Source organism: Paraburkholderia sp. NPDC080076, assembly GCF_050281145.1.
GTDB lineage: Bacteria > Pseudomonadota > Gammaproteobacteria > Burkholderiales > Burkholderiaceae > Paraburkholderia.
The window spans coordinates 187,461-212,322 of record NZ_JBNNWQ010000007.1 but is presented as its reverse complement, the minus strand read 5'-3'; the positions used below and the strand labels follow the sequence as shown (position 1 = coordinate 212,322).

Sequence of the window (24,862 nt, the reverse complement as noted above, 5' to 3'; positions counted from 1 at the left end):
TCAGTCCCCGCAACCATGATTGAACGCACCTGCGTGTGCGAGTTCCGCCTCGACCCTGGCGTGCCATGACGTGCGCCGTTTCTCGCGCGACGAGGATTTCGCCGAAGGTTCGAATATCGCGTCGGTGACGGTGGTGGTGCGCGCGTGTTGCAACGAGTCCCACAGCAAGCCCGACGATCCCGCCAGAAACGCGGCGCCGCGCAGGCTCGCGCGATCGCTTTCATGCATGCGCCGCACCGGCATGCCGCTCAGGTCGGCCTGGATTTGCAGCAGCGTGTCGCTGCCGGAAAGCCCGCCGCCGACAACCAGTTCGGAAGCGGTGACTTCCGCGATGGCCTGGTTCGCGTCGACACACAACGCGACCGAGTGCGCGATGCCTTCGAGAATCGCGTAAGCAATGTCGGCTTGCGTCGTGGCAATGGAAATGCCATTCAGCGAGGCGCGCGCGTTGGGCTGCAACTGCGGAACGCGCAAACCCGTCAGGGCCGGCAAAAACGTCACGCCGCGCGATGAATTCACCGTCGCGGCGAGCGCGCTGATTTGCGCCGGCGTGTCGAACCAGTGCAACTGCTCGCAGATCCGGTTCAACGCGGAGCCGGTCGTCGCCACGAAGGTTTCGAGCGAAAAGTGCGAGACGTTGTGCTGGCGGCGTGCGGTCATCGTCAACGTGCCGTCGTGCGACGTCCCGGTCGCGCAAGGGACCTGCGTGCCGACCAGCAGATCGACGAAGCTGCCCGTGCCGTGCACGCACAGCAACTGACCGCGATCCAGGCAGCCGAGACCGACCGCGCCCGCGAGTTGGTCGCCCGCGCAGGCAAGTATCGGCACGTCGATGCCCAGCACCTCGGCGCGTGTACGGCCGAATTCATCGGCATCCTGACGAAGGTCAGGCAGCAAGGAGGGTGGGAAGCCGAGCGCGTCGATCCAGTCGAGACAGTAGCGGTGCTCGTCGAGCAGGTAGGCGCTTGCGGAGGTCGCGTTGGTGGGCGTCGTCACGCACACGCGTTCAGTGGAGAGATGCCACAGCAACCAGGTGTCGATCGTGCCGAACGCAAGGCGGCGCTCGCGATTCGCGAGAATCACGGCGGGCGTCGTCTGCAAATGATAAGCGGCCCATAAATAAGGCGACCGCACGCCGGCCGGGCGGCCCACGCGTTTCATCAGCGTGCGGTCCCACGCCTGAGCAAGCCGGTTCAGCTCACCCGCGTGGCGTGTGTCCTGCCAGACCATCGCGGGCACCAGCGCCCGGCCGGTTTGGGTGTCCCACAGCACGGCGGTCGCCCGTTGCGTCGCAATGGCGAGCGCGACCACGTTCAATTGCTCGGCGGCCGCGCGCGCGAGTGTCGCGCGGCACACCGCGATGGTCTTCTCGAGAATGCTATTCGCGTCCTGCTCGACGACGCCAGGGCGTGGACTGTCGACACGAAGCGGCTCATGGGTGAGGCAGGAAACCTGTCCGTTGGCGGCAACCACCGCCGCGCGCGTACCGGACGTTCCCTCGTCGATCGCGAGAATAACGTTTCGATTGGTGCTCATCGCTGGGATTTCTCGCGCATGCATGGCTGTCAGCTCACTGAGCCTGGCGGATTGTCGTCAGGTCGTTCCTGACGCTGGCGACGCCACTCACCGCGCTCGCGACCTTCGCGGCCTGCTCGATCTGGTTGTTATCAGGCATCGACCCTTGCAGCGTCACGACACCCTGCTTTGCCCGGACCGTCACGTTGACGATATTCAGCGTCTTCGTTCGCGAGAGCGCCTGCCGTACATTTTTCGCGAGCTGTCGATTCGCCGCACGCTGCGCCTTCGCATTCACCGGTGAAGCGGCAGCCACAGGCGCCGACACATTCGCGGTAGTGGCGGCGCTGCCGCCGGATTGCGCGTGTGCGATCGTCGCCGTTGCGAGCAGCAAGGCGACATACCATCTATTCCGACCGACTATTTTCATTTGCGTCTCCCAGGTGAATAAAACGAACCGCTCGGTCCGCCAGTGCTTCGCACGAAAACATCTTAGGCATCCGATACATTCATGTCAATCATGTCATCTATATGTTTTGGATGACACGTATGTTATAAAACTTCCAGGCAAAAATTTTCAACAGCTCACGACAACGGGAGCGCCGTGTAGATGACAATCGACAACCTCGGCATCGGTGGAAAGCGCTACAAGGAAGCCAAACACGCACTGCTTTCGGCACTCGCCGCCCAGGAATGGAAAGGCGGTGAAGCCATTCCGTCGGAGCGACGCCTTGCGGAGCGATTCGGGATCTCAATAGGCACGGTGCGCAAAGCGATCGACGAACTGGTCGCGGAAAACATCCTCGTGCGGCATCAAGGTCTCGGCACCTTCGTGGCTCATCATCAGCGCGACCGGCATTTTTTCCGCTTCTTTCGTGTCGTCGGAGAGGGAGGTGACAGACGCTTCCCCACCGTCGAGCTGTTATCGTTTGAACAAGCCAAGGCCACTCCCAGCGTCGCGCGTATTCTCGCCATCGCACCCGGCGCACCGGTCTACAAGTTCTCAAATAGCCTCGCGCTAGAGGGCGAAGTCGTGATGCTCGATCGCATCGTCGTGGCCGAATCCCGCTTTCGCGGCTTGACCGAGCACGCGCTGCGCGAGCGGCCGAACACGCTCTACAACTTCTATCAGGACGTCTTCCACGTCTACGTCACCGGTATCGAAGAACGCGTGCGTGCCACTGTCGCCGATCACACCCTGAGCGACTCGCTGGATGTCCCGGTCGGCGCTCCGCTGCTCGAGATCCGGCGTGTCGCGTATTCGTACCAGCAAGTTCCTGTCGAACTCCGCATCTCCGATGTCAATACGGCGAAGCATGAATACGTCGGGGCAACCACGTTGCCGACGCCGCCATACGACGGCGCTATTCGCTGAAGCAATGCGCCCAGCTAGTCCTGATGCGAACCCCGGGCGTGACGCCTCTTCGCTTTCGATGCAGCGTAACGCGTCGGCAACCGTCCGATTACCCGCCGCCCTCCTTCTCAGTCAACGCGAGTTCCGCCGAACACAATGCCGCCTTGATACGCGCGGCGACCAACGAGCTGACGCGCTCGTTCGATTGCAAGGTCAAGCCCGCGATATGCGGCGTAAGAATCAGATTGGGCGTGCCCGCGAGTCGTGATGCGGCGGCAAGCGGCTCGTCGGCGAATACGTCGAGCGCGGCGCCGGCCACGTGTCCGCTGCGCAACGCGGCAGCCAGCGCAACTTCATCGACAATGCCGCCACGAGCCGTATTGATCACGACCGCGCCCTTCTTGAGCATGGCGAATCGCGCACTGTCGAGCAAGTTGCGCGTCGCCGGCAACAACGGTACGTGTAGCGTGACGACATCGGCACAACGCAGCGCGTCGTCCAGCGAGACCGGGTGCGCGCCCGTTTCCCGCCAGCACGGCGCATCCGGCGGGAGTTGCGGATCGTGGCCGACTACCCGCATGCCCAACCCACGGGCAAGCCGCGCGACGAGTTGCCCAATGCCGCCGAATCCGATCACGGCAAGCGTGGCACCCGCCAGCTCGCGGCCGTTCGAAAGCGCCGTGCGCGGCCAGCGTCCGTCCGTCACGTCCTTGCTCGCGAAATAGACGCCGCGCAGCAGCAGGAGTGCTGACGCAATCACGTATTCGGCCACGGCCTGTGCGTTGGCCCCCGTAGCGGGATGGACCGTCACCCCGCGGCCGGCGCAGGCGTCGAGATCGATATTGTCGAGTCCGACGCCGAGCCGTCCGACGGCGAGCAGGTTCGGCGCGCCATCCAGCAGCGCACTGCTGACTTGCGTGCGATTGCGCACGATCAGCGCATGCGCGTCCGCCAGCGCCTGGCGAAGGGCTTCCGGGACATCGACCAGCGAAGGATCGTATTGAACGTCGAAGTCGGCTCGCAACTTGTCCACCGCAGACGCGTCCATAAACTCGCTAATCACTATTTTTTTCATACGGAATCCTTACTTAATAGGCCAGAACACATTTCGAAGAAAACAACTGAAACTAACTTAGAACGATGTCCGCAGACCGGCAGTAAAAGCCCAGGGCTTGAAGCCCGGCGTGATCGTCGCGAAGTTCGAATTCAACAAGCCGAACCCTTGCGTCGATTTCGAATTGTTCTGGATATATGCGGCGTAGGCATACAGTTGCGTCCGCTTGGTGAAGTAGTACACGTAGCCGAGGTCATAGGCCAGCGCCCTCGCATCCTTGTTTTCGATGCGCCGCGCCACGCCGATGTTCACGTCGCCAGGGCCGACCGGAATCTTCGCATTGACCATTTCCGCGGAGGCGAAGAAGTTGGTGCCATCGGTGGTTTTCGTGTAAATGTAGTTGCCGCCGAGTATCACCGGCCCGAAGTTATACGTCGCGCTCAACACGTGTGTGATCTGCGCGGAGGCAGTTAGCGTCGTCGTGTTGGCGTAGTACTGGTCATGATTGAAACCATACGCCAGCCAGAGACTGTTGCGCGAATAGATGACGTTGAAGCCGAGGTTGCGGCCGGCAGCCGTTTGTCCGCTTGCGTTCTGCGCGCCGAACGAGTAACCCAGTTCCGACGACAGACCGTAGTAATTCGGTGTCCGGTATCGCACCGAGTTCGGATAGAAGCCGCCGGTGCCGGATTTGCCGAGCGTGTAGGTGTGCTCCAGCGTGATGATCGCCGAATAGGTGGCCAGGCCATACGTGCCGACGTCGGAGCCGAGGAACGTCCAGTAGATCGGCAGGTACATGTAGCCGAAATCGAGGTTACCGTACTGCTTGCTGCCCAAGCCGACCGATGCGCCGCGGGCCCACAGCGTCGCGCCGCCGCCCGCCCCCGTGTAAGTGTTGAAGTTGGTTTCCATCATGAAGTTGGCGCTGTATCCGCCACCCAGGTCCTCGGTGCCGCGAAAGCCCCAGCGCGACGCCTGCAAGTTGCCCGTGGCGGCCTGCGCAGTCGGACTGACGCTGTGATCGTATTTCACGTACTGGACTGCGGCGTCGACAATGCCGTAAATCGTCACCGAGGATTGCGCATGGCTCGCTCCGGCAAGCACCATCAAGCCCATCCCCAACGCGGCACGCCCCAGCGGGTGCTGTTTCATTCGATGTCTCCTGTCATGCATTGTTTTAAGGTAGCGCTGCCGGTCAGTAGAAAAAGTGCAGTCTTTTTCGCCACGGCCGTTCGTCCACCCGCCTTGGTTCGCCTGCGCTGCTGCACAGATCGATACCGGTATAGCCGGTCCTCTTTTTCTTGCGATTGCCCGAAACCAGAAAATCTCCGCCACCGAGTTACTTTGGTATCCCTATCATCCGACCACGGAAGTCTGGGCGAGACCCGCATCGACGAGCAGGTTCTGCCCCGTGATCGCAGCGGACTCCTCGCTCGCCAGAAACAGCACCATGCTGGCCACGTGATGCGGCTCGACACGGAACTTCAGGCATTGGGAGTCGATAAAGCTCTCGTCCGCAGCGGCGTCGCGCCACAGCCGTTGTTGCCGCTCCGTTACGACCGCACCCGGCAGAACCGCGTTGACCCGAATGTCGAGTTCACCGAGTTCCCGCGCGAGCGTGCGGGTGATCCCGCTGATCGCCGCCTTCGAAGCCGTGTAGGCGATCAGGTTGGGCCGTCCGCGTAGCCAGGAGATGGACCCCAGATTGATGATCGCGCCGCCGCCCGCCCCGGCCATGCCCGGGACGACCCGTTGCGTAGCGAACACGTGATGCGTGAGGTTCACCGCCAGCAGGTCATTCCAGCGCGCCTCGCTGAGATCCGCGAGCGCATGACGATCGTCGCGCGCCGCGTTGTTGACCAGCACGCGGATGGGGCCCGTCACGTCGGCCGCGCGGTCCAATACCTGATGCAACGCTGCGACGTCGCGCACGTCGCAGCGCGAGAAAAAGGGGCGCCGCTCGGCCGGATAGGTTTCGCACAGCGCCGTGCCGGCCGCTTCGTCGATATCGCAGAAAGCCACTCGCGCGCCCTGCTGAACGAACGCGTCCACGAGTGCCGCGCCGATACCGGATGCCCCTCCCGAGACGAACACGGCCTTGTGATGCAGGCTCGGATACAGGGTGTATTGCCGCGTCGTGCTCATCCCTTCAACCCTCCGGCGGTGAGGCCGCCGATCACCCGCTCCTGGAAGATCGCCATCAGCGCCGCCACCGGCACAATGGCGACCACGAGCGCGGCGGAGATCAGCGGCCACGGAAATCTGAACTCACCCTGGTAGAGCGTGATGCCGACGGGCAGCGTGCGGAATGCCGGCGCGGAGTTGAGCGAAAGCGCCAGCAGGAATTCGTCCCACGAGTTTACGAACGCGAGGATCGCGGCCGTGAACACGCCCGGCGCCGACAACGGCAGCACGATGCGAAACAGCGCACCGATGCGCGTGCATCCATCGAGCAACGCGGCGCTTTCCAGGTCCTCGGGAATCGCCTGGAAGAAGCTCACCAGCACGAGCGTGCAGACGGGCAGACTCAGCACGCTATAGGGAATGATCAGCGCGAGGTACGTGTTGAGCAGCCCCAACGTACGCATGATTTCGAACAGCGGCACGAGCAATGTGACGAGCGGGAACATCGACGACGCGATGATCAGCGAGAGGATCAAGCCGCGGTACTTCAGTTTGAGGCGCGCAATCGCGTAAGCCGCGCACGCCGCCACTAGCACAGCGATCGCCGTCGAGCAGAAGGCGACGACGAAGCTGTTGGCGAGAAACACCAGCAGCGGCTGATCCGTAAACGCGTGCACGTAATTAGCGAGCGTCGCGTGATGCGGCAAATACGTGATGGGCGTGCGAGCCAGTTCCGTCTCGCTCTTGAACGAGGTCAGCAGAATCCATACGGTCGGAAAAAAGCCGTTGAACACCACGACCGCCGCCGCGATCCAGCGCAGTCGCGCGCCGCTAAAAAGTCCTTGTAGCTGGTTCATTTTCTGCCTTCTCCTCGCACGAACTTCAGATAGAACACGCTGATCGCCAGCGAGATCGCAAACATGAATACCGCCAGCGCCGCACCGTAACCGACATCGAGATAGTCGATCATGGTCGCGTTGATCAACATGGCCAACGTCGTCGTACTGTTCCCCGGACCGCCGTGCACCATCGTGTAGGGAATGTCGAACGTTTGCAGCGCGCTGATGGTGCGAAAGATCATCGCCACGACAATCGAAGGCACCAGCATGGGCAACGTGATGTGAAAGAACTTCTGCAGCCGGGTCGCCCCATCGACCTCCGCGGCTTCATAAAGCGAACGCGGGATCGTTTGCAATCCGGCGAGCAGAATCAGCGCCACAAAAGAGGAGGTTTTCCAGATCGTCGTCAGGCACACGGCCGCGAACGCCCAGGCGGGACTCAGCAGGAACATCACCGGCTCGAAGCCGAGCCGCACCAGCACGTCGTTGACGATGCCGTGATCCGTGTTGAAGAACCACGCGAAGATGAGGCCGGAGAACGCCAGCGGCAACGCCCAGGGCAACAGCAAGGCGAGCCGGATCGGCCAGCGCACCCGATACGGCAGATTCGCGAGCAGCGCCAGCGGCAGACCGACGAGGAACGCGCCGGGCACGGTGATCAGCGTGACGAGCAACGTGTTCTTCGTCGCGTTCCAGAAGTCCGGATCGTGCAATGCATCCGCGTAATTGCGCAGACCGGCAAAGCTCGGCGCAAGGCCGCCTGAGAGCCGGATATCGAAGAAGCTGTTGTACAGCAGCTTGCCGATCGGATAGACGACGATCAGTCCCAATAGCAACGCGGCCGGCGCGAGCAGAATGAAGGCGAGCTGCTTCTCCGACGGGTCGAGCCAGCGCGAGCGCCGCTGTTCCGGCTCCGCGTGTTTTTCCGTGACGCTGACGCTGTTCATCGCGACCTCGCTGGCTGAAGGGACGCGCCGGTGTGTGTATCGAACCAGTGGGTCTTCTCGTGCTTCACGGAGAGCCAGGCTTCGGCGCCGGGCGGCAAGCGGATATCCGCGGGAAGTCGCGCCACCAGCGGCTGGCCGCCGAGATCCAACGTGCACAGCGTCTCGGCGCCGAGCGGCTCGTTCACCACCACCCGCGAGCGGATCGGGCACGCGCCGCCCTGTGCGGCCGCTTCGGCGTCCGTCGCGTACTTCAGGCATTCAGGCCGGACGCCGAGCGTGAGACGACGCTCGCCAGCTTTCAGCTTCGCCAGGACGTCGGCCGGTATTTCGATGTCGATGCCCTGGCCGCGCGCGCGCGTGCGCTCGATGTCCAGCTCCAGCAGGTTCATCGCCGGCGATCCGGTGAAGCCCGCCACGAAGGTGGTGCGCGGCGCGTTATAGATTTCGTCGGGGGTGCCGTATTGCACGACCCGGCCGGCCGACAGCACCGCGATACGGTCCGCAAGCGTCATGGCCTCGACCTGGTCGTGCGTGACGTAGATCATCGTCGCGCCCAGCCGCCGGTGCAGCTTCTTGATCTCGACGCGCATTTCGTTGCGCAGCTTGGCGTCGAGATTCGACAGCGGCTCGTCGAACAGAAAAACCTTGGCATTCCGCACGATCGCGCGGCCCATCGCCACGCGCTGCCGCTGGCCACCCGACAGGTTGCGCGGCTTGCGCTCGAGCAGATGATCGAGTTGCAGCAGCTTCGCCGCCGATTTCACGCGCGAGTCGATTTCGAGTTTTGGCGTTTTACGCAAACGAAGGCCGAACGCCATGTTTTCGTAGACGGACTTGTGCGGATAGAGCGCGTAGTCCTGAAACACCATGGCGATCTCGCGCTCGCGCGGCGCCAGACCGTCCACGCGTTTGCCGTCGATCATGATCTCGCCTTCCGTGATCGTTTCCAGCCCCGCGAGCATGCGCATCAGCGTCGACTTCCCGCAGCCCGACGGTCCGACGAACACCACGAACTCGCCGTTCTTCACGTCGAGATTGATGTCGTGCAACACCGCGGCGTTGCCGTCATACGCCTTGACCACACGATTGAAGGTCACTGTCGCCATATCTTGTCTCCGCTCGCGTCTCGTGGACGCGAATCAATGTTGTGCTGCCTGTCGTGCTTTCCGTGCTTGCGCAAGGCCTACGGCGCTCAATACGGCCCGGCGCTTTCCGTCGCTACGGCACGGCCCTTGAGATCGGCAAGCCACGCCGCCGCCTGCCGCATCATCATGCCCATATCCGACGCGATGGCGACGTAGTCGTAGCCGGCACGCGCGAACGAATCGACCATCTCCGGCGTCGGTCCCACGATGCCGATCGGCATGCCGATGCGGCGCGCGCGCCGCGCGGCTTCGCGAATCAGCGCCTGCACCGCTTCGTCCTTCAGATTACCGATCTTGCCCAGCGCGGCGGACAGGTCGCCCGGGCCGACGAACAGCGCATCGACACCCGGCACTGCGGCAATCTGTTCGAGCCGTTCGATGGCCGCCGGCGTTTCCAGTTGCACGATGCAGGCGGTCGTACGGTTCGCGTCGGTGCTGTACGAGGTCTGCGTGCCGTAGCCGCTCGCGCGATGCATCGCCGCGTAACCTCGCGTGCCCAGCGGCGGATATTTCGTCGACGCGACCGCGCGCCGCGCATCGTCCGCGGTTTCGACGAAGGGAAACATCAAGGTCTGCGCGCCCATGTCGAGCGCGCGCTTGGCCAGCACGGGATCGTTCGCCGCCAGCCGAACGATGGCCATGGCCGGCGTGCAGCCGACCGCCTGCAGCAGTTGCCATGTGTCGCGGAATTCGATCGGCACATGCTCCATGTCGATCAGCAGCCAGTCGAAGCCCGCGCGGCCGAGCGCCTCGGCGGTGCTCGCGGTCCCCGACATCAGCCAGGTGCCCAACGGCACGCCGTCTGCCGCGAGGGCGCGCCTGAAGCCATTCAGGTCCGTGTGTGTGCTGGTGTTATCCATCGCGCTGGTTCCTTAAAAAATCGTGGGTTCGAGCGGGGTTTCGCGCCCCATCAGGAAGTCGAAGTCGCAGCCTTCATGGGCCTGCGTGACATGTTTCAGAAAAATCCGCGTATAGCCTCGCTTGCAAAGCGGCGCGACGGGTTGCCATTGCGCACGGCGACGCGCCAGCTCGGCCTCGCTAACGCGCATGTCGAGGCGGCCCGCGGCCACGTCGAGCTCCACGATATCGCCGGTCCGGATCAGTGCGAGCGGCCCGCCCGCCGCCGCCTCGGGTGCGATGTGCAGGACGCAGGTGCCATAGTGCGTGCCGCTCATGCGCGCATCCGACAGCCGCACCATGTCGCGCACACCGGCGGCCAGCAGCTTGCGCGGGATCGGCAGATTGCCCCACTCCGGCATGCCGGGCGCACCGAGCGGGCCGCCGTTGCGCAGCACCAGCACGGTGTTTTCGGTGACATCGAGCGCCTCGTCATGAATGCGCGCATTCATCTGCGCCATCGAATCGAACACCAGTGCGGGGCCCGTGTGCTTGAGGAACTTCTCGCTCGCGGCACTGGGCTTGATGACGGCGCCCGACGGCGCGAGGTTGCCGTGCAGCACCGCCAGTGCGCCGGCGCGCGCGACCGGATTTCCGCGTGGACGCACCGTCTCCGCGTCCATGCAACGCGCCTGCTCCAAATTTTCGCCGAGCGTCAGGCCGTTGACTGCGCGGCAATCCAGATGCAACAAATCGCGAACCTGCAGCAGCAAAGCGGGCAAGCCGCCGGCGTAATAGAAGTCTTCCATCAAGCGCTCGCCTGATGGAAAGAGGTTCGCCAGCACGGGAATGCCCTCGCCTTTGCGCGCGAGGTCGTCCAGCGTGAGCACCACGCCGCCGCGCCCCGCGACGGCAATCAGATGAATCGCCGCGTTGGTCGACCCACCCAGCGCCATATAGGCGACGATGCCGTTGTCGACCGCCTGCGCACCGAAGAACGTCGACGGCCGCAGATCCTCCCAGACCATCTCGACGATGCGCGCCCCGCTCGCCGACGCCATGCGGATATGCGCGGAATCCATCGCCGGAATGCTGCTCGCGCCCGGCAATGTGAATCCCATCGCCTCCGCGATCGAGGTCATCGTGCTGGCCGTGCCCATGGTGTTGCACGTACCGGGCGTGCGCGTCATGCGTGCTTCGAGCGCGACCCATTCGCTCTGCGGGAGATTGCCGGCCTGGTATTCGTCCCAGAACAGCTTGGTGTGCGTTCCCGCGCCGACGGGCATGCCACGGTAGCGGTCGTTGAGCATCGGTCCCGCCGGCACGAAAATGCACGGCAGGTCCGCGCTCAATGCGCCCATCAGCAGGCCCGGCGTGGTCTTGTCGCATCCGCCGAGCAGTATCGCGCCGTCGATCGGCAGCGAGCGCAGCAGTTCCTCGACTTCCATCGCGAGAAAGTTGCGATACAGCATGGTGGTCGGCTTGACCATCACTTCACCGAGCGACATGGCCGGCAACTCGAACGGCAGGCCGCCGGCCTGCAGAATCCCGCGCTTCACGGCTTCGGCCGTTTCGCGCAGATGGCTATGACACGGCGACAGATCGCTCCACGTATTGACGACGGCGATGACCGGCCGCGTCATGAATTCCTCGCGCCGCAAGCCCATTTGCTGAAGCCGCTGCCGGTGCGCAAACGAGCGCATGTCGTCCGGGGCAAACCAGCGTTGACTGCGCAACGCTTCGAGTCGTCTGAGTGTCTTGTCCAATCGGCTACCTCTAGATTGTGTTGCCGTTTATTCGCATCCAATTACCGTTAAGACGCTCCGAATTAACCTCGTAGATACAAAAAATTTAAAGTCTTATCATTCACATCAGTTAATACAGCCCAATCTAACTATCTGATTAAGCTCAAGAATCGCAATAGTCTTTTACTTTCCTTCCGGCAACCGGTCCTTGCCATCATGCAACTAAAATTGCTACCCTCATTAATAACCGACACAAGTCCGATGAGCCGCTCGGCTCAAATCGGCCTTTTCCAGAAGGAGTTCCACAAAATGACTACGAGACAACGTCTCATTCCCTCCTGCGTGCTATTGGTATCGCTCGGTCTCGCCGCTTCCGCGGCTCTCGCCGACAGCAACACGTCACCGCCGGCCGCGGCGAACGGCGCCTCCGCCGTGCGGACCGCGAACAGTGAAGACGCTGCCCGCGACGCACGCAAAGCCGAGCGTCGTCGGCTCGCCCGACTGCCACGTCCAACCAATCCGGCATCGGCGGCGGATTACGGCTCATAAGCGGCGGCGCCTCCCGTTCACACGTTTCACCACGCTTCAGGCGTCCACGGTTCCGGCCGCGCACGGCATCGGCACCGCCCGGTTGTGTGGCCGGCCCGTTTCGGGGCGCAGCAATGGCTCGGCGGTGTACTGGCAAACCAGCGCGCGGCGCGGATGCGCGGTGCGATTCGCGCCCGTGCGGTGCATCATGACGCTCGAGAACGCCACCGCCGCGCCGGCTGGCACTTCGATCACCTCGCCCTCTTCATCGCCGCGAAAACCCACCAGATTGGCACCGTTCGAATCCCACTCGTGTTTCGTCACGGAGAGATCCTGCGAGATGTCGCGCGGAATCACGAACAGCGTGCCGTTGTCGCGCGTCGAGCGGTCGAGCGCGCACCACACCGTGAGGTACGGCCGATGCGCGAACGGCACATAGCCTGAGTCCTGGTGCCACGCGAAACTGTCGCCATGCTGCGGCGCTTTGACCACGATCTGTTCATTGAACAAATAGACCTTGGGCCCCAGCAGATCGGAGGCGAGTTCCGCCATCATCTGGCCTTTGACAAATCGATCGAGCGCGGGAAAGATCTCGCACCGGTTCGAAAAGAAGTGCCGGTTCCCCTTGCTGATGGCGCTGTACGCCTGGCCTTCGCGCAGGAACGATGGCGGATACGGACGTCCTTTCACGGCTGCTTCCACGAGGGCGTCGGCCGCTTCGCGGGCGCCCTCCAACTCCTGCTCCGACATCGCATTCTCGATCACGCAATAACCCTTCTTCCTGAAACTGTCGATCTGGTCCTGGCTGAGCATCGTGTCGCTCCTGTCGTCAAAGAGCCTTCAGATTAGGCCCAACGTTCGCGACGATCTCTGCCGATCAAACCGACGTTTCTGCATTTGCTGCTGGGTACAGGGTGTACCCGTACGTCGTGGCATCAGCCGGGTTGCGGCTCGCCGGTATTCGCGTACTCCCCTTCTTGACAGAATTGCGGACGCCCCCGAACAATGGCGGCTCGCGGGCAAACACCGCACCAGGCCGCGAGATCAGCCCGCGCGCCATGATTTGCGCAGAGCTTAGCTGGTTGTTGTTAGAACAGAATGAGGACACGGTACATGGCTCAGAACATCGACATCATCCCTTCCACGCTATCCGGAATGTGCTGGTTGAGCCCCGCCGCGCAGCCGCGCTACAAGCGCCGCACCAGTCCGCACAGCCACGTCGAGATCGAGGCGAATCTGGTCGAGGCCGGCACCTGCCGCTATCTGGTGGACGACCGCATCCAGAACCTGACGCGCGGCGATCTGCTGTGGCTCTTTCCCGAGCAGCCGCACTTCCTGATCGATGCGAGCGACGACATGTCGCTGTGGGTGATCCTCGGCCGGCCCGGGTTTGTATCGTCGCGCACACAACGCGTGCCGGCGTCGGCGCACGAGCGCGAGCAGTTCGCCCGGCCACACAGGTTGCGCGAAAGCGAACGCACGCATCTGACTTCCGTGCTGCAATCACTGACCGAATGCGAAGACGATCCGGCTCATCATGCCGACGGGCTCGCCTGGTGGTTCGATGCGGCCGCCCGCATCACCGAGGCGCACGATGGCCGTGCCGGCCGTCCGATGCATCCCGCCATCAACAAGGCGCTTGCATTGCTCGATGCGGATCCGTCGACGCCACTGCCCAAACTCGCGCAAGTGGTTCACCTGAGTCCGAGCCGCCTGAGCCATCTGTTCGCCGAGCAGGTCGAGCGATCTGTCTCCGCGCATCGCAACCATGTCCGCTTGCGGCGCTTTCAGGAACAGCTGCAACTCGGCGGTTGTCGCAACCTGACGCAAGCTGCATTCGATGCGGGCTTCGGCAGCTATGCGCAATTTGCCCGCGTGCTTTACGACGCCACTGGGGTGACGCCGCGCGAACTGCTGGGCGACAACGCGGCATAGAGACTCGGCGGCATAGCGGCATAGCGGCATAGCGGGTCAGCGGCAAGTGACGACACCTCAGCACGATTCGCACAGCGCATGATCGGCCGAGCGGCGATCATGCATCCATGACAAACGTCGCCACTCTTCTCATCGGCATCACGGGCAACAGCGTGGTGCACACCGACGCCGATACGTTCGATCTCGAGACCCGCTTTCGCATGGTCAGCGAGGCCGGCGTGTTCGACTACTACGAACGCACGCCGCCACCGCATGAGATCGATCTTCATGTGCGGATGAGCGAGCGCTACAAGCTGCCGATGCGCGCAGGCGGATTCATCTACATGCTCGAACGCGATGAGCCGCTGCTGGACTGGCATATGCGCATCGGCAGCGAACTGGGCGCGAAGGTGCAGAACGTTCAGTTGCGGCAACTCGACGCGAACGGCGTGCCGGTATCGAATGCCCGCGTCGCGGCCGCCTACCTGCACGCCGCGAACGTGGGCACGAAAGTAGGCGTGACGCCGTGCTTCGAGGTGCACGTGGATATGTGGTCCGAGCACTTCGGGCGGGTCGAGGAAGTGGCGCGGCTCGTGGAACGCGAAGGCGCGCCGTTCAACATCACGCTCGATCCGTCGCATGTCATCCACAAGATCGGCAATACCGCCGCACAGCAAGCGCAAGGCATGCTCGCCGACGTGCAGGCGGGCCGCGTGCGGCTCGATCCCTTTGATGAACACAGCGTGATCCAGCGCTGGATCAGCGGCAACCTTGTTGGGCACGCACACGCGCGCCCCGCCGTGCCGAACAATCCCGTCAACGTATGGAGCCGCGGCGCCGATGACCGGCCAGGGCGCGGCATCCAGTATCCGTTTCGCAGGCCACCCGCCGACACCTGGCATAGCGCCTGGAACGAAGCGGCACTCGAGCCCTGGAAGCATGTCATGCGCACGCTGTTGGCGCATCACGCGCGCGGGCCGTCGAGCCGGCTCGGACACATCAGTACGGAAATCCTGCCGTTTCACGACTACGGCGCGGGTTCACGCTATTCGCTGTTCGACGACAGCGTGGCTTGCGCGCGCTGGCTACGCGAAACCTGGACGGCCTGTTCCAACCACCCGGCGCATGACGTCTCGCCAGACACGCGCCATAACTTGCTCAATGGGCCAGGCCTTGCCGGCCGGCCCGCTACGACGGGAGCGCAGCAATGACACTGGAGTTCGAACACGGCAACCTGACTCTCGAGGCGGGAGGCCGCGTATTGCTCAGTCATCACGAAACACGGCCTTGCTGCTTTGTCGGCATGGGAACCGCGGTCGTGAAGACACGCAAGGGCCACGCCGATTTGCGCGACGATCTCGAGGAGAAGATCGCGTTGCGCGCCGCGCGGCAGCAGCGGCGCAACGGTCGCGAATGCATCGATTTCTCCATGAGCACGGACAGCCCCGTTGTTCTGAGCGTCGAGATAGTTCCAGTGGAAACAGGCGTGCATCTTCGCCTCCAGTCACACGATGCGCGTATCAACCGCCTCTGGTGGCGCGTACCCGCGGAGGCCGATGAATACGTATGGGGCTGCGGTGAACAGTTCTCCTACTTCAATCTGCGCGGACGGCACTTTCCACTCTGGACCTCGGAGCCAGGCGTCGGCCGGGACAAGTCGACTCATATCACGTGGCAGGCCGAAATCGCGGGCGGCGGGGGGGGCGACTATTACAAGACCTACTATCCGCAACCCACTTTCGTGTCTTCGCGCCGCTACGCGTTGCATGCGCAGACCACGACCTACGCCGACTTCGATTTTCGTCGCGCGAAGCATCACGAGTTGCAGTTCTGGGCCGTGCCCGAACAACTGGAATTCACGCTGGCTGACGACTTCACGACGCTGGTCGAGCACCTGTCGACACGCTTTGGACGCCAGCCACGCCTGCCGGAATGGTTACATCAGGGCGCGGTGCTCGGACTGAAAAACGGACGACGGCATGCCGATCACGTGCTGGCGCTCGCCCTCGAACACGGCGTGCAAGTGAGCGCGTTGTGGTGCGAAGACTGGGCCGGTGTGCGCAAGACATCGTTTGGCACGCGGCTCTTCTGGGATTGGCGTTGGAATGAAGAACGCTATCCGGATCACGCCCGCTGGGTGCGGGCGTTGCGCGGCGCGGGCATCCGTTTCATGGGTTACGCGAACCCTTACCTCTGTGAGGACGGACAGTTGTTCAAGGAGGCACGCGAACTCGGCTATCTCGTGCGCGACAGGCGCGGCGCCGCACAACTCGTCGACTTCGGCGAGTTCATGTGCGCCACCGTCGATTTCACGAACCCCGCCGCCGCGCGTTGGTTCAGCGAACGGATTCTCGTGCGTGAGATGCTGGATCAGGGCCACGATGGATGGATGGCCGATTTCGGCGAGTACCTGCCTGTCGATGCGCAACTCGCGAGCGGCGCGGATCCGATGCTGGCCCACAACGCGTTCCCTCCGCAGTGGGCCGAGGTGAATGCGCAAGCGGTCGCGTCGGCGGGTAAAACCGGCGAGGTCGTGTTCTTCATGCGTTCGGGCTACACCGGCGTGCAGGCGCACTGCCCCATGTTGTGGGCAGGCGACCAGTCGGTCGATTTCAGCCGTCACGACGGCTTGCAAACGGTGATCTGCGCCGCGCTCTCCGCGGGGCTGCTCGGCAACGCGTATCATCACAGCGATATCGGCGGCTATACGAGTCTCTTCGGCAACACGCGCACGCCAGAGGTATTTCAGCGCTGGGCCGAAATGGCCGCGTTCACGCCGATGATGCGCACGCACGAAGGCAACCGGCCCGAGCAGAACTTCCAGTTCTACCAGGACGTCGACGTGTTGCGGCATCTCGCGCGCATGACGCGCCTGCACGTCGGCCTGTCGCCTTATGTACGCGAGCTGGTCGAAGAAGCTGCGCAACGCGGCCTGCCGCTGCAGCGCCCCCTGTTTCTGCACTATGCGCACGACCGCAGCACTTACGACATTCAGGACCAGTACCTGTATGGCGAGTCGCTGCTGGTGGCGCCCGTGCATACCGTCGATGCCCGCACCTGGCATCCGTATTTGCCCGCCGGCGCACACTGGGTCCATCTCTGGTCGGGAGAAGTATTTGCAGGCGGCATGTGCGTCGAAGTCCGCGCCGAACTCGGCGAGCCGCCAGTTTTTGTCTTGCAGGGAAGCCGCTGGCAGGACTATCTGCTCTCGCTGCCCGCGAGCATGGATCGATAAAAGAGACGAACAGGAGACGATGTGAAAACGAAACTTTGCAAGGCGCTATGCGTTGCCGTCGCGGCGCTTTTCGCACACGGCGCGATGGCCGACACCACCCTGCGCGTCTACGTAGGCGGCGCCAACCGGCCGGACCTGATGCGCAAGATGTTCGATCAGTTCGAGCGGAAGACGCCCGGCGTGAAGGTCGTGATCGAGTCCGGCGGCAGCACGTCGGAACTTCAGCGCGCGTATCTCTCGACGGTGCTGTCCGCGCACGACTCGAGCCTCGACGTGATGATGATCGACATCGTGAATCCCGCGCAGTACATGCGCGCGCAGTGGATCGAACCGCTGGACAAGTACCTGGGCGGCGATGCCGCGAACATCATGAAGTCGTACATGCCGGCCTATGCGAAGGCGAGCACCGTCGACGGCAAGATTGCGTCGCTCCCGGCGTATGCGGACGCGCAGTTCATGTACTACCGCAAAGACCTGCTCGCCAAGTATCACCTGCCCGAGCCGAAGACCTGGGATCAGCTCGCATCGGAAGCGAAGACCGTGCTCGCGGGCGAACACGACGCTTCGCTACAGGGACTGTCGATCCAGGGTGCGCCGATCGAAGGCACCGTGTGTACGTTTCTGACACCTTACTGGAGTCAAGGTAAAGAGTTGATCGATGCGAACGGCCGCCTCGCGCTCGACAAGCCGGCGGCCGAAAAAGGCATGAACATGTGGCTCAATCTGGTCGATCAGGGTGTCATCAAGAAGAACGTCGCGGAGGTGAAGACCCAGGACACCACGACCGATTTCAGAAGCGGCAAGGCGGTATTCGCCGTCAGTTGGGGCATGGTGTGGGGTCACTTCCAGGAGCCCGATTCCACGGTGAAGGACAAGGTCGGCATCATGTCCATCCCCGCGATGGCGGGTGGCAGCAGCGACACCTGCGCGGGCGGCTGGCAATGGGCCGTGTCCGCGTACTCGACGCAAAAGAAAGATGCCGTGGCGCTGGTGCGATGGATGGCGACGCCAGAGGTCTCGAAGTTTCTGGCCATCAATGCAGCGATGATGCCGGCTAACCCGGGCGTGTTTCAGGATGCGGCGGTGCTGAAGTCGGCGCCGTGGTTTTCATCCGCCAAGCCTGTTCTCGAATCGGCGCGCGCGCGCCCCGTGTCGGACCGCTATGGAGAGATTTCCGATACCGTGCGCACATCGACCTCCGCCATGCTCGGACGCGCGGTCACGGTGCCCGACGGGATCGACGCCATGGCCGCGCGACTTCGACGCGTGATGAGATGAAACGGGCGCGCCCGGAGCCGGGAAGGCGGGCAAAAGCCCGTGCGTTTCCCTCGCAAAGGGAGCGGCAGGATCTGGCGTACGTTTGCCTGTCCGGGTCGACTACGTGAACTTGGGCTTCTCACCCCGCTCTGCAAATGCAGCGCCGCTCACCGGCAAACCCGAATGAGTCACGGCCGACGTGGCGCTGCGCTCATCGGTTGTAGCCGAACCGCCACCCGTTTGCCGCCCAACTCGACGAGGTTATCGCCTCTGAACGATGGAAAAGAATGGCGCGTCCGGCCAACTTCTTGAAGCATGCCGACCGCAACGCTGACGCTTTACTCGAAGCTCATCATCCTGAGCAAGGGATGTCCGTGATCGGGCTCGCCATGCTTCTTTACCGACGGATCGCCGGAGACTTCACTCCGAAGATACGGGCATTCGATTACTGGGCGGAGGAAGCGGGGTACGAGGGGTTAGGTATAGAAGAAGTCGACGAGAACGTGGCAAGGGTCGAGGAACACCGCCGTGTCAGGGAAGCCCTCCGCGCCATGCCGCACGATCAGAAGATCGCGTTCGCCCAGCAGCTGTACCACCTTTTCCTTGAAACTTCGAGCGTTTGCAGGCTCTCGTTGCCGATGGGAAAGCTGCCGGCCGGACCGCCACCGAGATGATGGACAAGCACCTTTCAGGGTGGGAAAGCGCCACCGACTGATGCGCGCCTGATCAGCGATGTTTTGATGCTCAATCGACATGACGCGGCTGTGATATAAGACTCCCTTCCGGATCACCCGGTTACGCTGGGGTATGGTCGACATCGCTTTGCCAAATAGCAGCTCGTCGCTCATCACCGGAGGTTCGCCGACAGAGTGCGAAGGACTGTTTTAGGCCGAGACCGTGTAAAAACGCGCATGATCACCTAGACTAAATCGACCTGCTGAAACGAGAGGCGCAGATGGGGCGATTTGTCAAAGATGCGCAACGCAGTCAGACCACACTATTGCCAGAGTGTCTCGATGACTTCATCGCTGAAGACAACCCTGTACGGATTGTCGACGCGTTCGTCGAAGAACTCGAACTGCCATCCCTCGGATTCGAAGGCACCACGCCGGCAAGCACAGAGCGACCTTCTTTATCACCCAGCCGTGCTGCTCAAGATCTATATCTACGGCTATCTCAATCGCGTGCAGTCTAGCCGACGCCTGGAGCGCGAGTGCCAGCGCAATGTCGAATTGATGTGGCTGACCGGCCGGCTTACGCCAGACTTCAAGACAATTGCCGAGTTCAGGCGAAGCAATGGCGAAGGCATTCGCAACGTGTGCCGTCGCTTCGTGATGATATGCCGGGACCTGAAGCTGTTCACACAAGCGGTCGCCGCCATCGACGGCAGCAAGTTCAAGGCGGTCAACAGCCACGACAACAACTTCACGCCCAACAAGATTGCACGACGTCAAGAGCAGATCGAGCAAAGCATCCAGCGTTATCTGGACGCGCTGGAGACCGCCGATCGCACCCAACCAGCCGAGGTAGAAGCGAAGACTGAACGGCTACGGGAGAAGATCGAAACGTTGCATGAACAGATGCGTGATCTGAATCGTGCCGCTGAGCTTCTGAACGATCTGCCGGAAAAGCAGATCTCGCTGACCGACCCGGACTCACGCTCAATGATCTCTCAAGCCAAGGGTACGGGCGTGGTTGGCTATAACGTTCAGGTCGCCGTCGACGCCCGGCACCATCTCATCGTTACCCACGAAGTCACGAATGTCGGCAACGACCGGACGCAGTTGAGCCCAATGGCCAAAGCAGCGCGCGACGCGATGGGCAAGAAGAAAATCAAGGCACTGGCAGACCGTGGCTACTTCAGCGCACCAGAGATCAAGGCATGCGACGACGCGGGTATTGCGGCCCTTGTGCCTACTGGAGCAGTGACTGCCCACACTGTCCACTCAGAAAACAGTGCACGCCGGCGCCGTCTCGGCGCATTCGCCGATGGGAACACGAAGCGGTACTCGACAGAATGCAGCGCAGACTGGATCGTCAGCTTGACGCGATGACAATACGGCGACGAACGGTCGAACACGTGTTTGGCACGCTGAAGCACTGGATGGGCTCAACCCACTTCCAGATGCGCAGGCTTGGGAACGTCTCGACTGAAATGAGTTTGCATGTGCTGGCGTACAACCTCAAACGCGTCATGAAGTTCCTCGGATTTGCAAAGACACTGCGAGCGATGAAGCTCGCAGGCACGTAATCTCACACCTGCCTATGCTTGCTGGCGTGGCGCAATCAGTTCAGTCGTAGACAACAGGAAGCTGAGAAGGCGCGGCCTCACCAGTCCCGCCACAGACTGCTGGCTCACGCGTTTTTACACAGCCTTAAATGGACACCGCCTCATGCAAATAGCATGCTCCGCGCGAACCTCCGGAGGTCGCGATCGATAGCACGCGACCCTGTACGGTCGGTCTTCTCGACTACAGAAGTACGACAGTCGGCTTCGGTAAGATGCGCGCCGACAGCGGCTTTGCTCTATCTCATAGCAGGCTTTGGGACATTGCCCGTCGTGCCGCTGTCGGACGGGCTCGAGGAAGGGTCTCAAAAACCGTCTTTGCTTCCATGAGCGCGAACGGCGTGCGCGTGCATCAAAAAAATAGCCCGCCGTGAGAGTCGGCAGGCTACGGAAACACACGCCGGGAAATGAGGGTATCAACTCCCCTGACCGATCAAGATATGCAAATACTGGAGTCAACATGAAACGCCGTTGAATAAAACCGGCGCCGTTCTAACTCCACCTCGTCGGATCGTCAACGATTTAAGACGAGCTGTCGAACGTCTCTAGTTGGCCGACAGTTGTCAATTTGAAGGTCGAACCGCTTACACCTCGCTCGTAACCGGCCAGCGAGGAATCCGGTAAACGACGAATTTGTACTTTGGCGTCGCGCGGCTTTCCACGATGACGCCGCCTAATGATCCGGCGATGCGCCGGCTGGGGCGGTTCGCTTCGGCAACCGGATAGGTAAAGCTTGCGCAGCCAATGGTTCGCGTTGCCCAGTGCGCAACAAGCGTTACGGCTTCGCGACCAAAGCCATTTCGATGGCGATCTTCACGAATCCAGATGCCGAGTTCCGGGCTCTCAGTGCGTACGCGGTGGAGTCCGGCCAACCCAAGGAAACTTCCGTCAGCGCGTAGCCGTATCGCGAATACATAGTCTGACCCGTCGTCTATCGTCGGTATCCAGGACCGCCAGACACCGTCGAAGTCATGCCGGGATGCCGGCGGCTCCCACGCCATGTGACGGGTGAGCGAAGGGGTGATGCATGCGAACGTGGCATCCGCGTCATGGGCCGTGAACGGTTTGATCAAGAGCCGGGTTGATTCAATCTGGATTTCTGTCGGCCGCAGCAGCATCTCAGGTTTTCCGTCGAGATTTGTTTATATTCGCCAATTGTCGACGAATCAGAAACGTGTGTCGAACGGCTGTCTTGGCCGGAGCCGGCCGAATTCGGATCGGTGGCGTACGATCCAAGGGCCTTTAACCCGTCCGCTGTCATCGCCTCCGGCTGCGTTCAAGAATATAGCGAGAAGAATTCGACGACGATCTGGTGCCGACGTCGCGCAGGCGCGGATCGGCCGGTTCGTGTGTGGGACGCTCCCCGTCAACCGAACTGAGGCGGTCGGTCAGGTCCGCCAGCGATTGTCTACAGACGCGCGCCCGAGGTTCTCTGGAAATGCCAGCTCAAGCCGGTCCAGCAACTCTGGCAGACTCGCTTCTTCAGTCGTCTTTGCTACCGGCTTTGGCTTCACATACGACCGCTCCCTGAACGGGGGACGCCGTACACTGGCGTTATCACGAATCCTCAAAATCTAGCGACATCTGTCTTTTCGTCTTACTGCCAAAAGGTGCGTCGGATCCATCTACTTTTAGCGCCGTCAGTTCTAGCACATCAAGATGAAAGATCGCATCGACGCCGATCCGGACAACGCCACTATCTGGCCGCTGCGCTTGAAAGCCGCTCCCCGGGTGAGCAACGCTCCCCTCTTCTTCCTGCATCATCCTGTTCACGGCGCATCCGCCAGCATTGACTGACGACAGCCCGCCGCGGAACACATGCACGCATATTGCACCCGAGCCTCGTCGTCAGCAGGCTCGTCAATGGCGAGCGAATCATCGATGAACAGTTCTTCGCCTGGCTCGATGGCACACAACGTGTAAATGAAAACCCGTCCCTCATCCTCTATGGTGTCGCAGTTCGCTGCGCACGCGTGATTCAGCCAGCGTGCACTATTGCCGCCGCGCTTGCCGTCTATCACGGATCCATCCTACAGACCGAACAGAAAAGTATGGCCTTCGACGCCTTCGCGCTGGTGGCGGCGAACCGCATTGCGCCACGACGTGATCTCACCTTTGTACTGGAGCACGCGCTCGCCCGCCGCGAGCGGTTTCATTGCAAACACGCCCCTGCCGTGAACTGACGATCGCCGGACGATCACACGCCTCATGGTGCATCCTTGATTGACATGCGCGCCAGTATCGAAGAGGCATGACGTTGCATCTACAGGGAGATAATGCGGGACCCGCTTAAGGGTGGTCGCACAGCAAGCCGCGTGGAATCGGCCGTTCAGCTGGACTTAGGGCGCCGAGGTTGCCGACCGCGCGCACCGTGGAGGCGTCGGACTAGAAGAACTGGGCGCCGAGTTCGCGCAGGCTGTTCCACTTGACGGTGCTGACAAAGGTTCCGCCCGCCGTATCAAATGACTCGATATCGCGCGCTGTCCACGCGCTTCGGCGATCACGCGCACGATGCGCGTGCGGTAGCGCAACAGCGCACCGATCGGTGGGATAGCCCGTTGCGGCTGCTCTGGAATCGTTTCTTTTCCATACGACTGTCTATGTAGGTGTGCGGCGAATCGAAGAGGCCGCGGCACATTGCGGCGTCTCGCCAACGATGCTACCAAGCCGACGCGTCCGGGACCAGGTCCTGCGCCAGTACGTCCTTCACTAACTACCGCAACCCTGGCAGTGGCGGTCTGGTCGGCGGCCAAACCGCCGACGGGACCCGCCCATTGACTTGTACACGACTTCAGGCGCCGTTCACCGCGTCCTTGAATGCCTTGCCGGCGGTGAATTTGACCGTCTTCGCGGCGGCAATCTGGATCTCCGCTCCGGTAGCCGGATTGCGACCGACCCGCGCAGCACGAGCGCCGGTGGAAAACGAACCGAAGCCAATCAGCTGCACGGTGTCGCCTTTCGTCACGGCCGTTGTGATGGTGCTGATCAGCGCGTCGAGCGTGTCGGCGGACGCTGCCTTGCTGGCGCCGGTTTTAGCGGCGATTGCATCGACGAGATCCTGTTTGTTCATTGCCGTTCCTGATTGAGGTAGTTGTGATGTCGCCACCCTACCCGATCGACGTGCCTTTGTGCAATCTGCGCCGCCACGACAACGTGGCATCATCAGATAGATCCGTCAGCGCCGGAGGTGATCCCAGTTGCGTAGGACGGCCGAGCGGTTGCTGCCCGTCGGGCGACCTTCAATGCAACGTGTGAAGTCTGTACCGGCAACGAGAGAACCGGAATAATGTTCGTGCCACTGCAACACCGCCGACTGAGTCCTGTCACCCGGTGGTCGACCAGAACCGCAGCCGAATCATTGAACCGGCCCACCCTCCGTAATCGCTCTGGTCTTAACCAGCCGACGTTGTCGATGGTGACGGCTGGCTCGACCCGTTTGTCTGTTCGTCGCCGCGAGGTTCCTCCCTCCGTCGATGACAGTGGCGTCTCTGTCAGCATGCGCTTCCCGTTCGTGTTCTTTGCGAATGCCTCTGCCACTGTGCGCCGTGTCCACATTGCCAGACTCTCGCTGACGGTCAACGGTCAAAGTATCAACCTGAAAAGGGGACGTATCGCTACCAGTTTTGATAGCTGCCAACTATCAAAACTGCATTTAATGGGTGCCTGTGGGAACGAGTGAAAAGCGCGTAAAACCGCAGTGGCCGTGTGCGCAAACGAAGGGTATGAAAGCCTTTCGTAACTTTCATGCCCTCGATCTCGGGACCGAGTGGCGGTTCGATTGAACAGACCGAGTTCGGCCAGTTGCACCGTCTCGCTGCCCGTCAAAGCACCAATAATTACCGCATCCGTTGCGGCTCTTGCTCACCGGTCACAAATCGAATTGTCGAACAGATCCAAGGTTGTGCCATGCTGCTGTGCGGGTAGATTCCCGCTGCGGACCTGCGCAATCACTTCCCGCGGCAGCCAGGTGTCTTCCATCGCGTCAATGCCCTTCTCGATCAACTGCTTGAGAAAAAACGACTGGCTGCGTCCTGTGACTTCCGCCAGCAGTCTCAATCGCTGTTCGATTGCCGGCTCGACG

22 protein-coding genes and 2 pseudogenes are annotated in these 24,862 nt (G+C 61.9%); 9 read left to right on the top strand and 15 right to left on the bottom strand.

Going from position 1 to position 24,862, the window contains the following annotated elements; all coding sequences use genetic code 11:
* Together ACQKRQ_RS26800 and ACQKRQ_RS26795 are read right to left on the bottom strand one after the other, a co-directional pair.
* Positions 1-1,536: an FGGY family carbohydrate kinase gene (locus ACQKRQ_RS26800; RefSeq protein ID WP_427480582.1), complete on the bottom strand. Its 1,536-nt coding sequence runs from the start codon at positions 1,534-1,536 to the stop codon at positions 1-3.
* 34 nt (positions 1,537-1,570) lie between these two features.
* Positions 1,571-1,945, bottom strand: coding sequence for a BON domain-containing protein (locus tag ACQKRQ_RS26795; RefSeq protein ID WP_427480580.1), 375 nt, complete (start codon positions 1,943-1,945; stop codon positions 1,571-1,573).
* Positions 1,946-2,125: 180 nt separating this feature from the next.
* On the opposite strand from ACQKRQ_RS26795, the gene ACQKRQ_RS26790 reads away from it, so the two are divergent.
* Positions 2,126-2,890, top strand: a complete 765-nt coding sequence (locus ACQKRQ_RS26790; protein ID WP_427480578.1) for a GntR family transcriptional regulator — start codon at positions 2,126-2,128, stop codon at positions 2,888-2,890.
* 88 nt (positions 2,891-2,978) lie between these two features.
* Here ACQKRQ_RS26790 and ACQKRQ_RS26785 read toward each other — a convergent pair whose 3' ends face one another.
* The 8 genes from ACQKRQ_RS26785 to araD form a co-directional block, all read right to left on the bottom strand.
* Positions 2,979-3,944, bottom strand: coding sequence for a hydroxyacid dehydrogenase (locus ACQKRQ_RS26785; RefSeq protein ID WP_427480576.1), 966 nt, complete (start codon positions 3,942-3,944; stop codon positions 2,979-2,981).
* A 57-nt stretch (positions 3,945-4,001) separates the two neighbouring features.
* Positions 4,002-5,075, bottom strand: coding sequence for a porin (locus ACQKRQ_RS26780; RefSeq protein WP_427480574.1), 1,074 nt, complete (start codon positions 5,073-5,075; stop codon positions 4,002-4,004).
* Positions 5,076-5,279: 204 nt separating this feature from the next.
* A complete protein-coding gene (locus ACQKRQ_RS26775) occupies positions 5,280-6,068 on the bottom strand; it encodes an SDR family NAD(P)-dependent oxidoreductase (protein ID WP_427480572.1) in 789 nt (262 codons plus the stop codon).
* Positions 6,065-6,904: a carbohydrate ABC transporter permease gene (locus tag ACQKRQ_RS26770; RefSeq protein ID WP_427480571.1), complete on the bottom strand. Its 840-nt coding sequence runs from the start codon at positions 6,902-6,904 to the stop codon at positions 6,065-6,067. Before ACQKRQ_RS26770 ends, ACQKRQ_RS26775 begins: the two co-directional genes overlap by 4 nt.
* Positions 6,901-7,833 carry a carbohydrate ABC transporter permease gene (locus ACQKRQ_RS26765; protein WP_427480569.1) on the bottom strand — a complete coding sequence of 311 codons (933 nt, stop codon included), beginning with the start codon at positions 7,831-7,833 and terminating at the stop codon, positions 6,901-6,903. Before ACQKRQ_RS26765 ends, ACQKRQ_RS26770 begins: the two co-directional genes overlap by 4 nt.
* Positions 7,830-8,939, bottom strand: coding sequence for an ABC transporter ATP-binding protein (locus ACQKRQ_RS26760; protein ID WP_427480567.1), 1,110 nt, complete (start codon positions 8,937-8,939; stop codon positions 7,830-7,832). Before ACQKRQ_RS26760 ends, ACQKRQ_RS26765 begins: the two co-directional genes overlap by 4 nt.
* Positions 8,940-9,025: 86 nt before the next feature.
* Positions 9,026-9,838 carry an HpcH/HpaI aldolase family protein gene (locus ACQKRQ_RS26755; RefSeq protein ID WP_427480566.1) on the bottom strand — a complete coding sequence of 271 codons (813 nt, stop codon included), beginning with the start codon at positions 9,836-9,838 and terminating at the stop codon, positions 9,026-9,028.
* Positions 9,839-9,850: 12 nt separating this feature from the next.
* Positions 9,851-11,581: an L-arabinonate dehydratase gene (gene araD, locus ACQKRQ_RS26750; protein ID WP_427480564.1), complete on the bottom strand. Its 1,731-nt coding sequence runs from the start codon at positions 11,579-11,581 to the stop codon at positions 9,851-9,853.
* 288 nt (positions 11,582-11,869) lie between these two features.
* On the opposite strand from araD, the gene ACQKRQ_RS26745 reads away from it, so the two are divergent.
* A complete protein-coding gene (locus ACQKRQ_RS26745; protein ID WP_427480562.1) occupies positions 11,870-12,109 on the top strand; it encodes a hypothetical protein in 240 nt (79 codons plus the stop codon).
* Between the two features lie 36 nt (positions 12,110-12,145).
* Here the strand turns inward: ACQKRQ_RS26745 and ACQKRQ_RS26740 are convergent, their stop codons facing one another.
* Positions 12,146-12,901, bottom strand: coding sequence for a phytanoyl-CoA dioxygenase family protein (locus tag ACQKRQ_RS26740; protein ID WP_427480561.1), 756 nt, complete (start codon positions 12,899-12,901; stop codon positions 12,146-12,148).
* Positions 12,902-13,201: 300 nt separating this feature from the next.
* On the opposite strand from ACQKRQ_RS26740, the gene ACQKRQ_RS26735 reads away from it, so the two are divergent.
* The 6 genes and pseudogenes from ACQKRQ_RS26735 (at position 13,202) to ACQKRQ_RS26710 (ending at position 20,745) form a co-directional block, all read left to right on the top strand.
* Entirely contained in the window at positions 13,202-14,023 is an 822-nt protein-coding gene (locus ACQKRQ_RS26735) for an AraC family transcriptional regulator (protein WP_427480559.1), read from the top strand.
* 107 nt (positions 14,024-14,130) lie between these two features.
* A complete protein-coding gene (locus ACQKRQ_RS26730; protein ID WP_427480558.1) occupies positions 14,131-15,213 on the top strand; it encodes a xylose isomerase in 1,083 nt (360 codons plus the stop codon).
* On the top strand, positions 15,210-17,237 hold the full coding sequence (locus tag ACQKRQ_RS26725; protein ID WP_427480556.1) for an alpha-glucosidase: 2,028 nt from the start codon (positions 15,210-15,212) through the stop codon (positions 17,235-17,237). The genes ACQKRQ_RS26730 and ACQKRQ_RS26725 overlap by 4 nt, the downstream gene beginning before the upstream one ends.
* 21 nt (positions 17,238-17,258) lie before the next feature.
* The gene (locus ACQKRQ_RS26720; protein ID WP_427480555.1) at positions 17,259-18,515 is read left to right on the top strand and encodes an ABC transporter substrate-binding protein; all 1,257 of its coding nucleotides are present in this window, start codon (positions 17,259-17,261) and stop codon (positions 18,513-18,515) included.
* 266 nt (positions 18,516-18,781) lie between these two features.
* A complete protein-coding gene (locus tag ACQKRQ_RS26715) occupies positions 18,782-19,168 on the top strand; it encodes a hypothetical protein (RefSeq protein ID WP_427480554.1) in 387 nt (128 codons plus the stop codon).
* Between the two features lie 281 nt (positions 19,169-19,449).
* Positions 19,450-20,745 (top strand): annotated as a pseudogene (locus ACQKRQ_RS26710) (IS1182 family transposase).
* Positions 20,746-21,365: 620 nt separating this feature from the next.
* On the opposite strand, the gene ACQKRQ_RS26705 reads toward ACQKRQ_RS26710, so the two are convergent.
* Positions 21,366-21,899 carry a GNAT family N-acetyltransferase gene (locus tag ACQKRQ_RS26705; protein WP_427480552.1) on the bottom strand — a complete coding sequence of 178 codons (534 nt, stop codon included), beginning with the start codon at positions 21,897-21,899 and terminating at the stop codon, positions 21,366-21,368.
* A 541-nt stretch (positions 21,900-22,440) separates the two neighbouring features.
* Here ACQKRQ_RS26705 and ACQKRQ_RS26700 point away from each other — a divergent pair.
* On the top strand, positions 22,441-22,578 hold the full coding sequence (locus tag ACQKRQ_RS26700) for a hypothetical protein (protein WP_427480550.1): 138 nt from the start codon (positions 22,441-22,443) through the stop codon (positions 22,576-22,578).
* On the opposite strand, the pseudogene ACQKRQ_RS26695 reads toward ACQKRQ_RS26700, so the two are convergent.
* From ACQKRQ_RS26695 to ACQKRQ_RS26685, 3 genes and pseudogenes are all read right to left on the bottom strand, one after another.
* Positions 22,551-22,991: pseudogene (locus tag ACQKRQ_RS26695) on the bottom strand (SET domain-containing protein). The gene ACQKRQ_RS26700 and the pseudogene ACQKRQ_RS26695 overlap by 28 nt on opposite strands.
* A gap of 581 nt (positions 22,992-23,572) precedes the next feature.
* Positions 23,573-23,851, bottom strand: coding sequence for an HU family DNA-binding protein (locus tag ACQKRQ_RS26690; RefSeq protein ID WP_427480548.1), 279 nt, complete (start codon positions 23,849-23,851; stop codon positions 23,573-23,575).
* A gap of 791 nt (positions 23,852-24,642) precedes the next feature.
* The gene (locus ACQKRQ_RS26685; RefSeq protein WP_427480547.1) at positions 24,643-24,837 is read right to left on the bottom strand and encodes a hypothetical protein; all 195 of its coding nucleotides are present in this window, start codon (positions 24,835-24,837) and stop codon (positions 24,643-24,645) included.
* Positions 24,838-24,862: the final 25 nt, after the last annotated feature.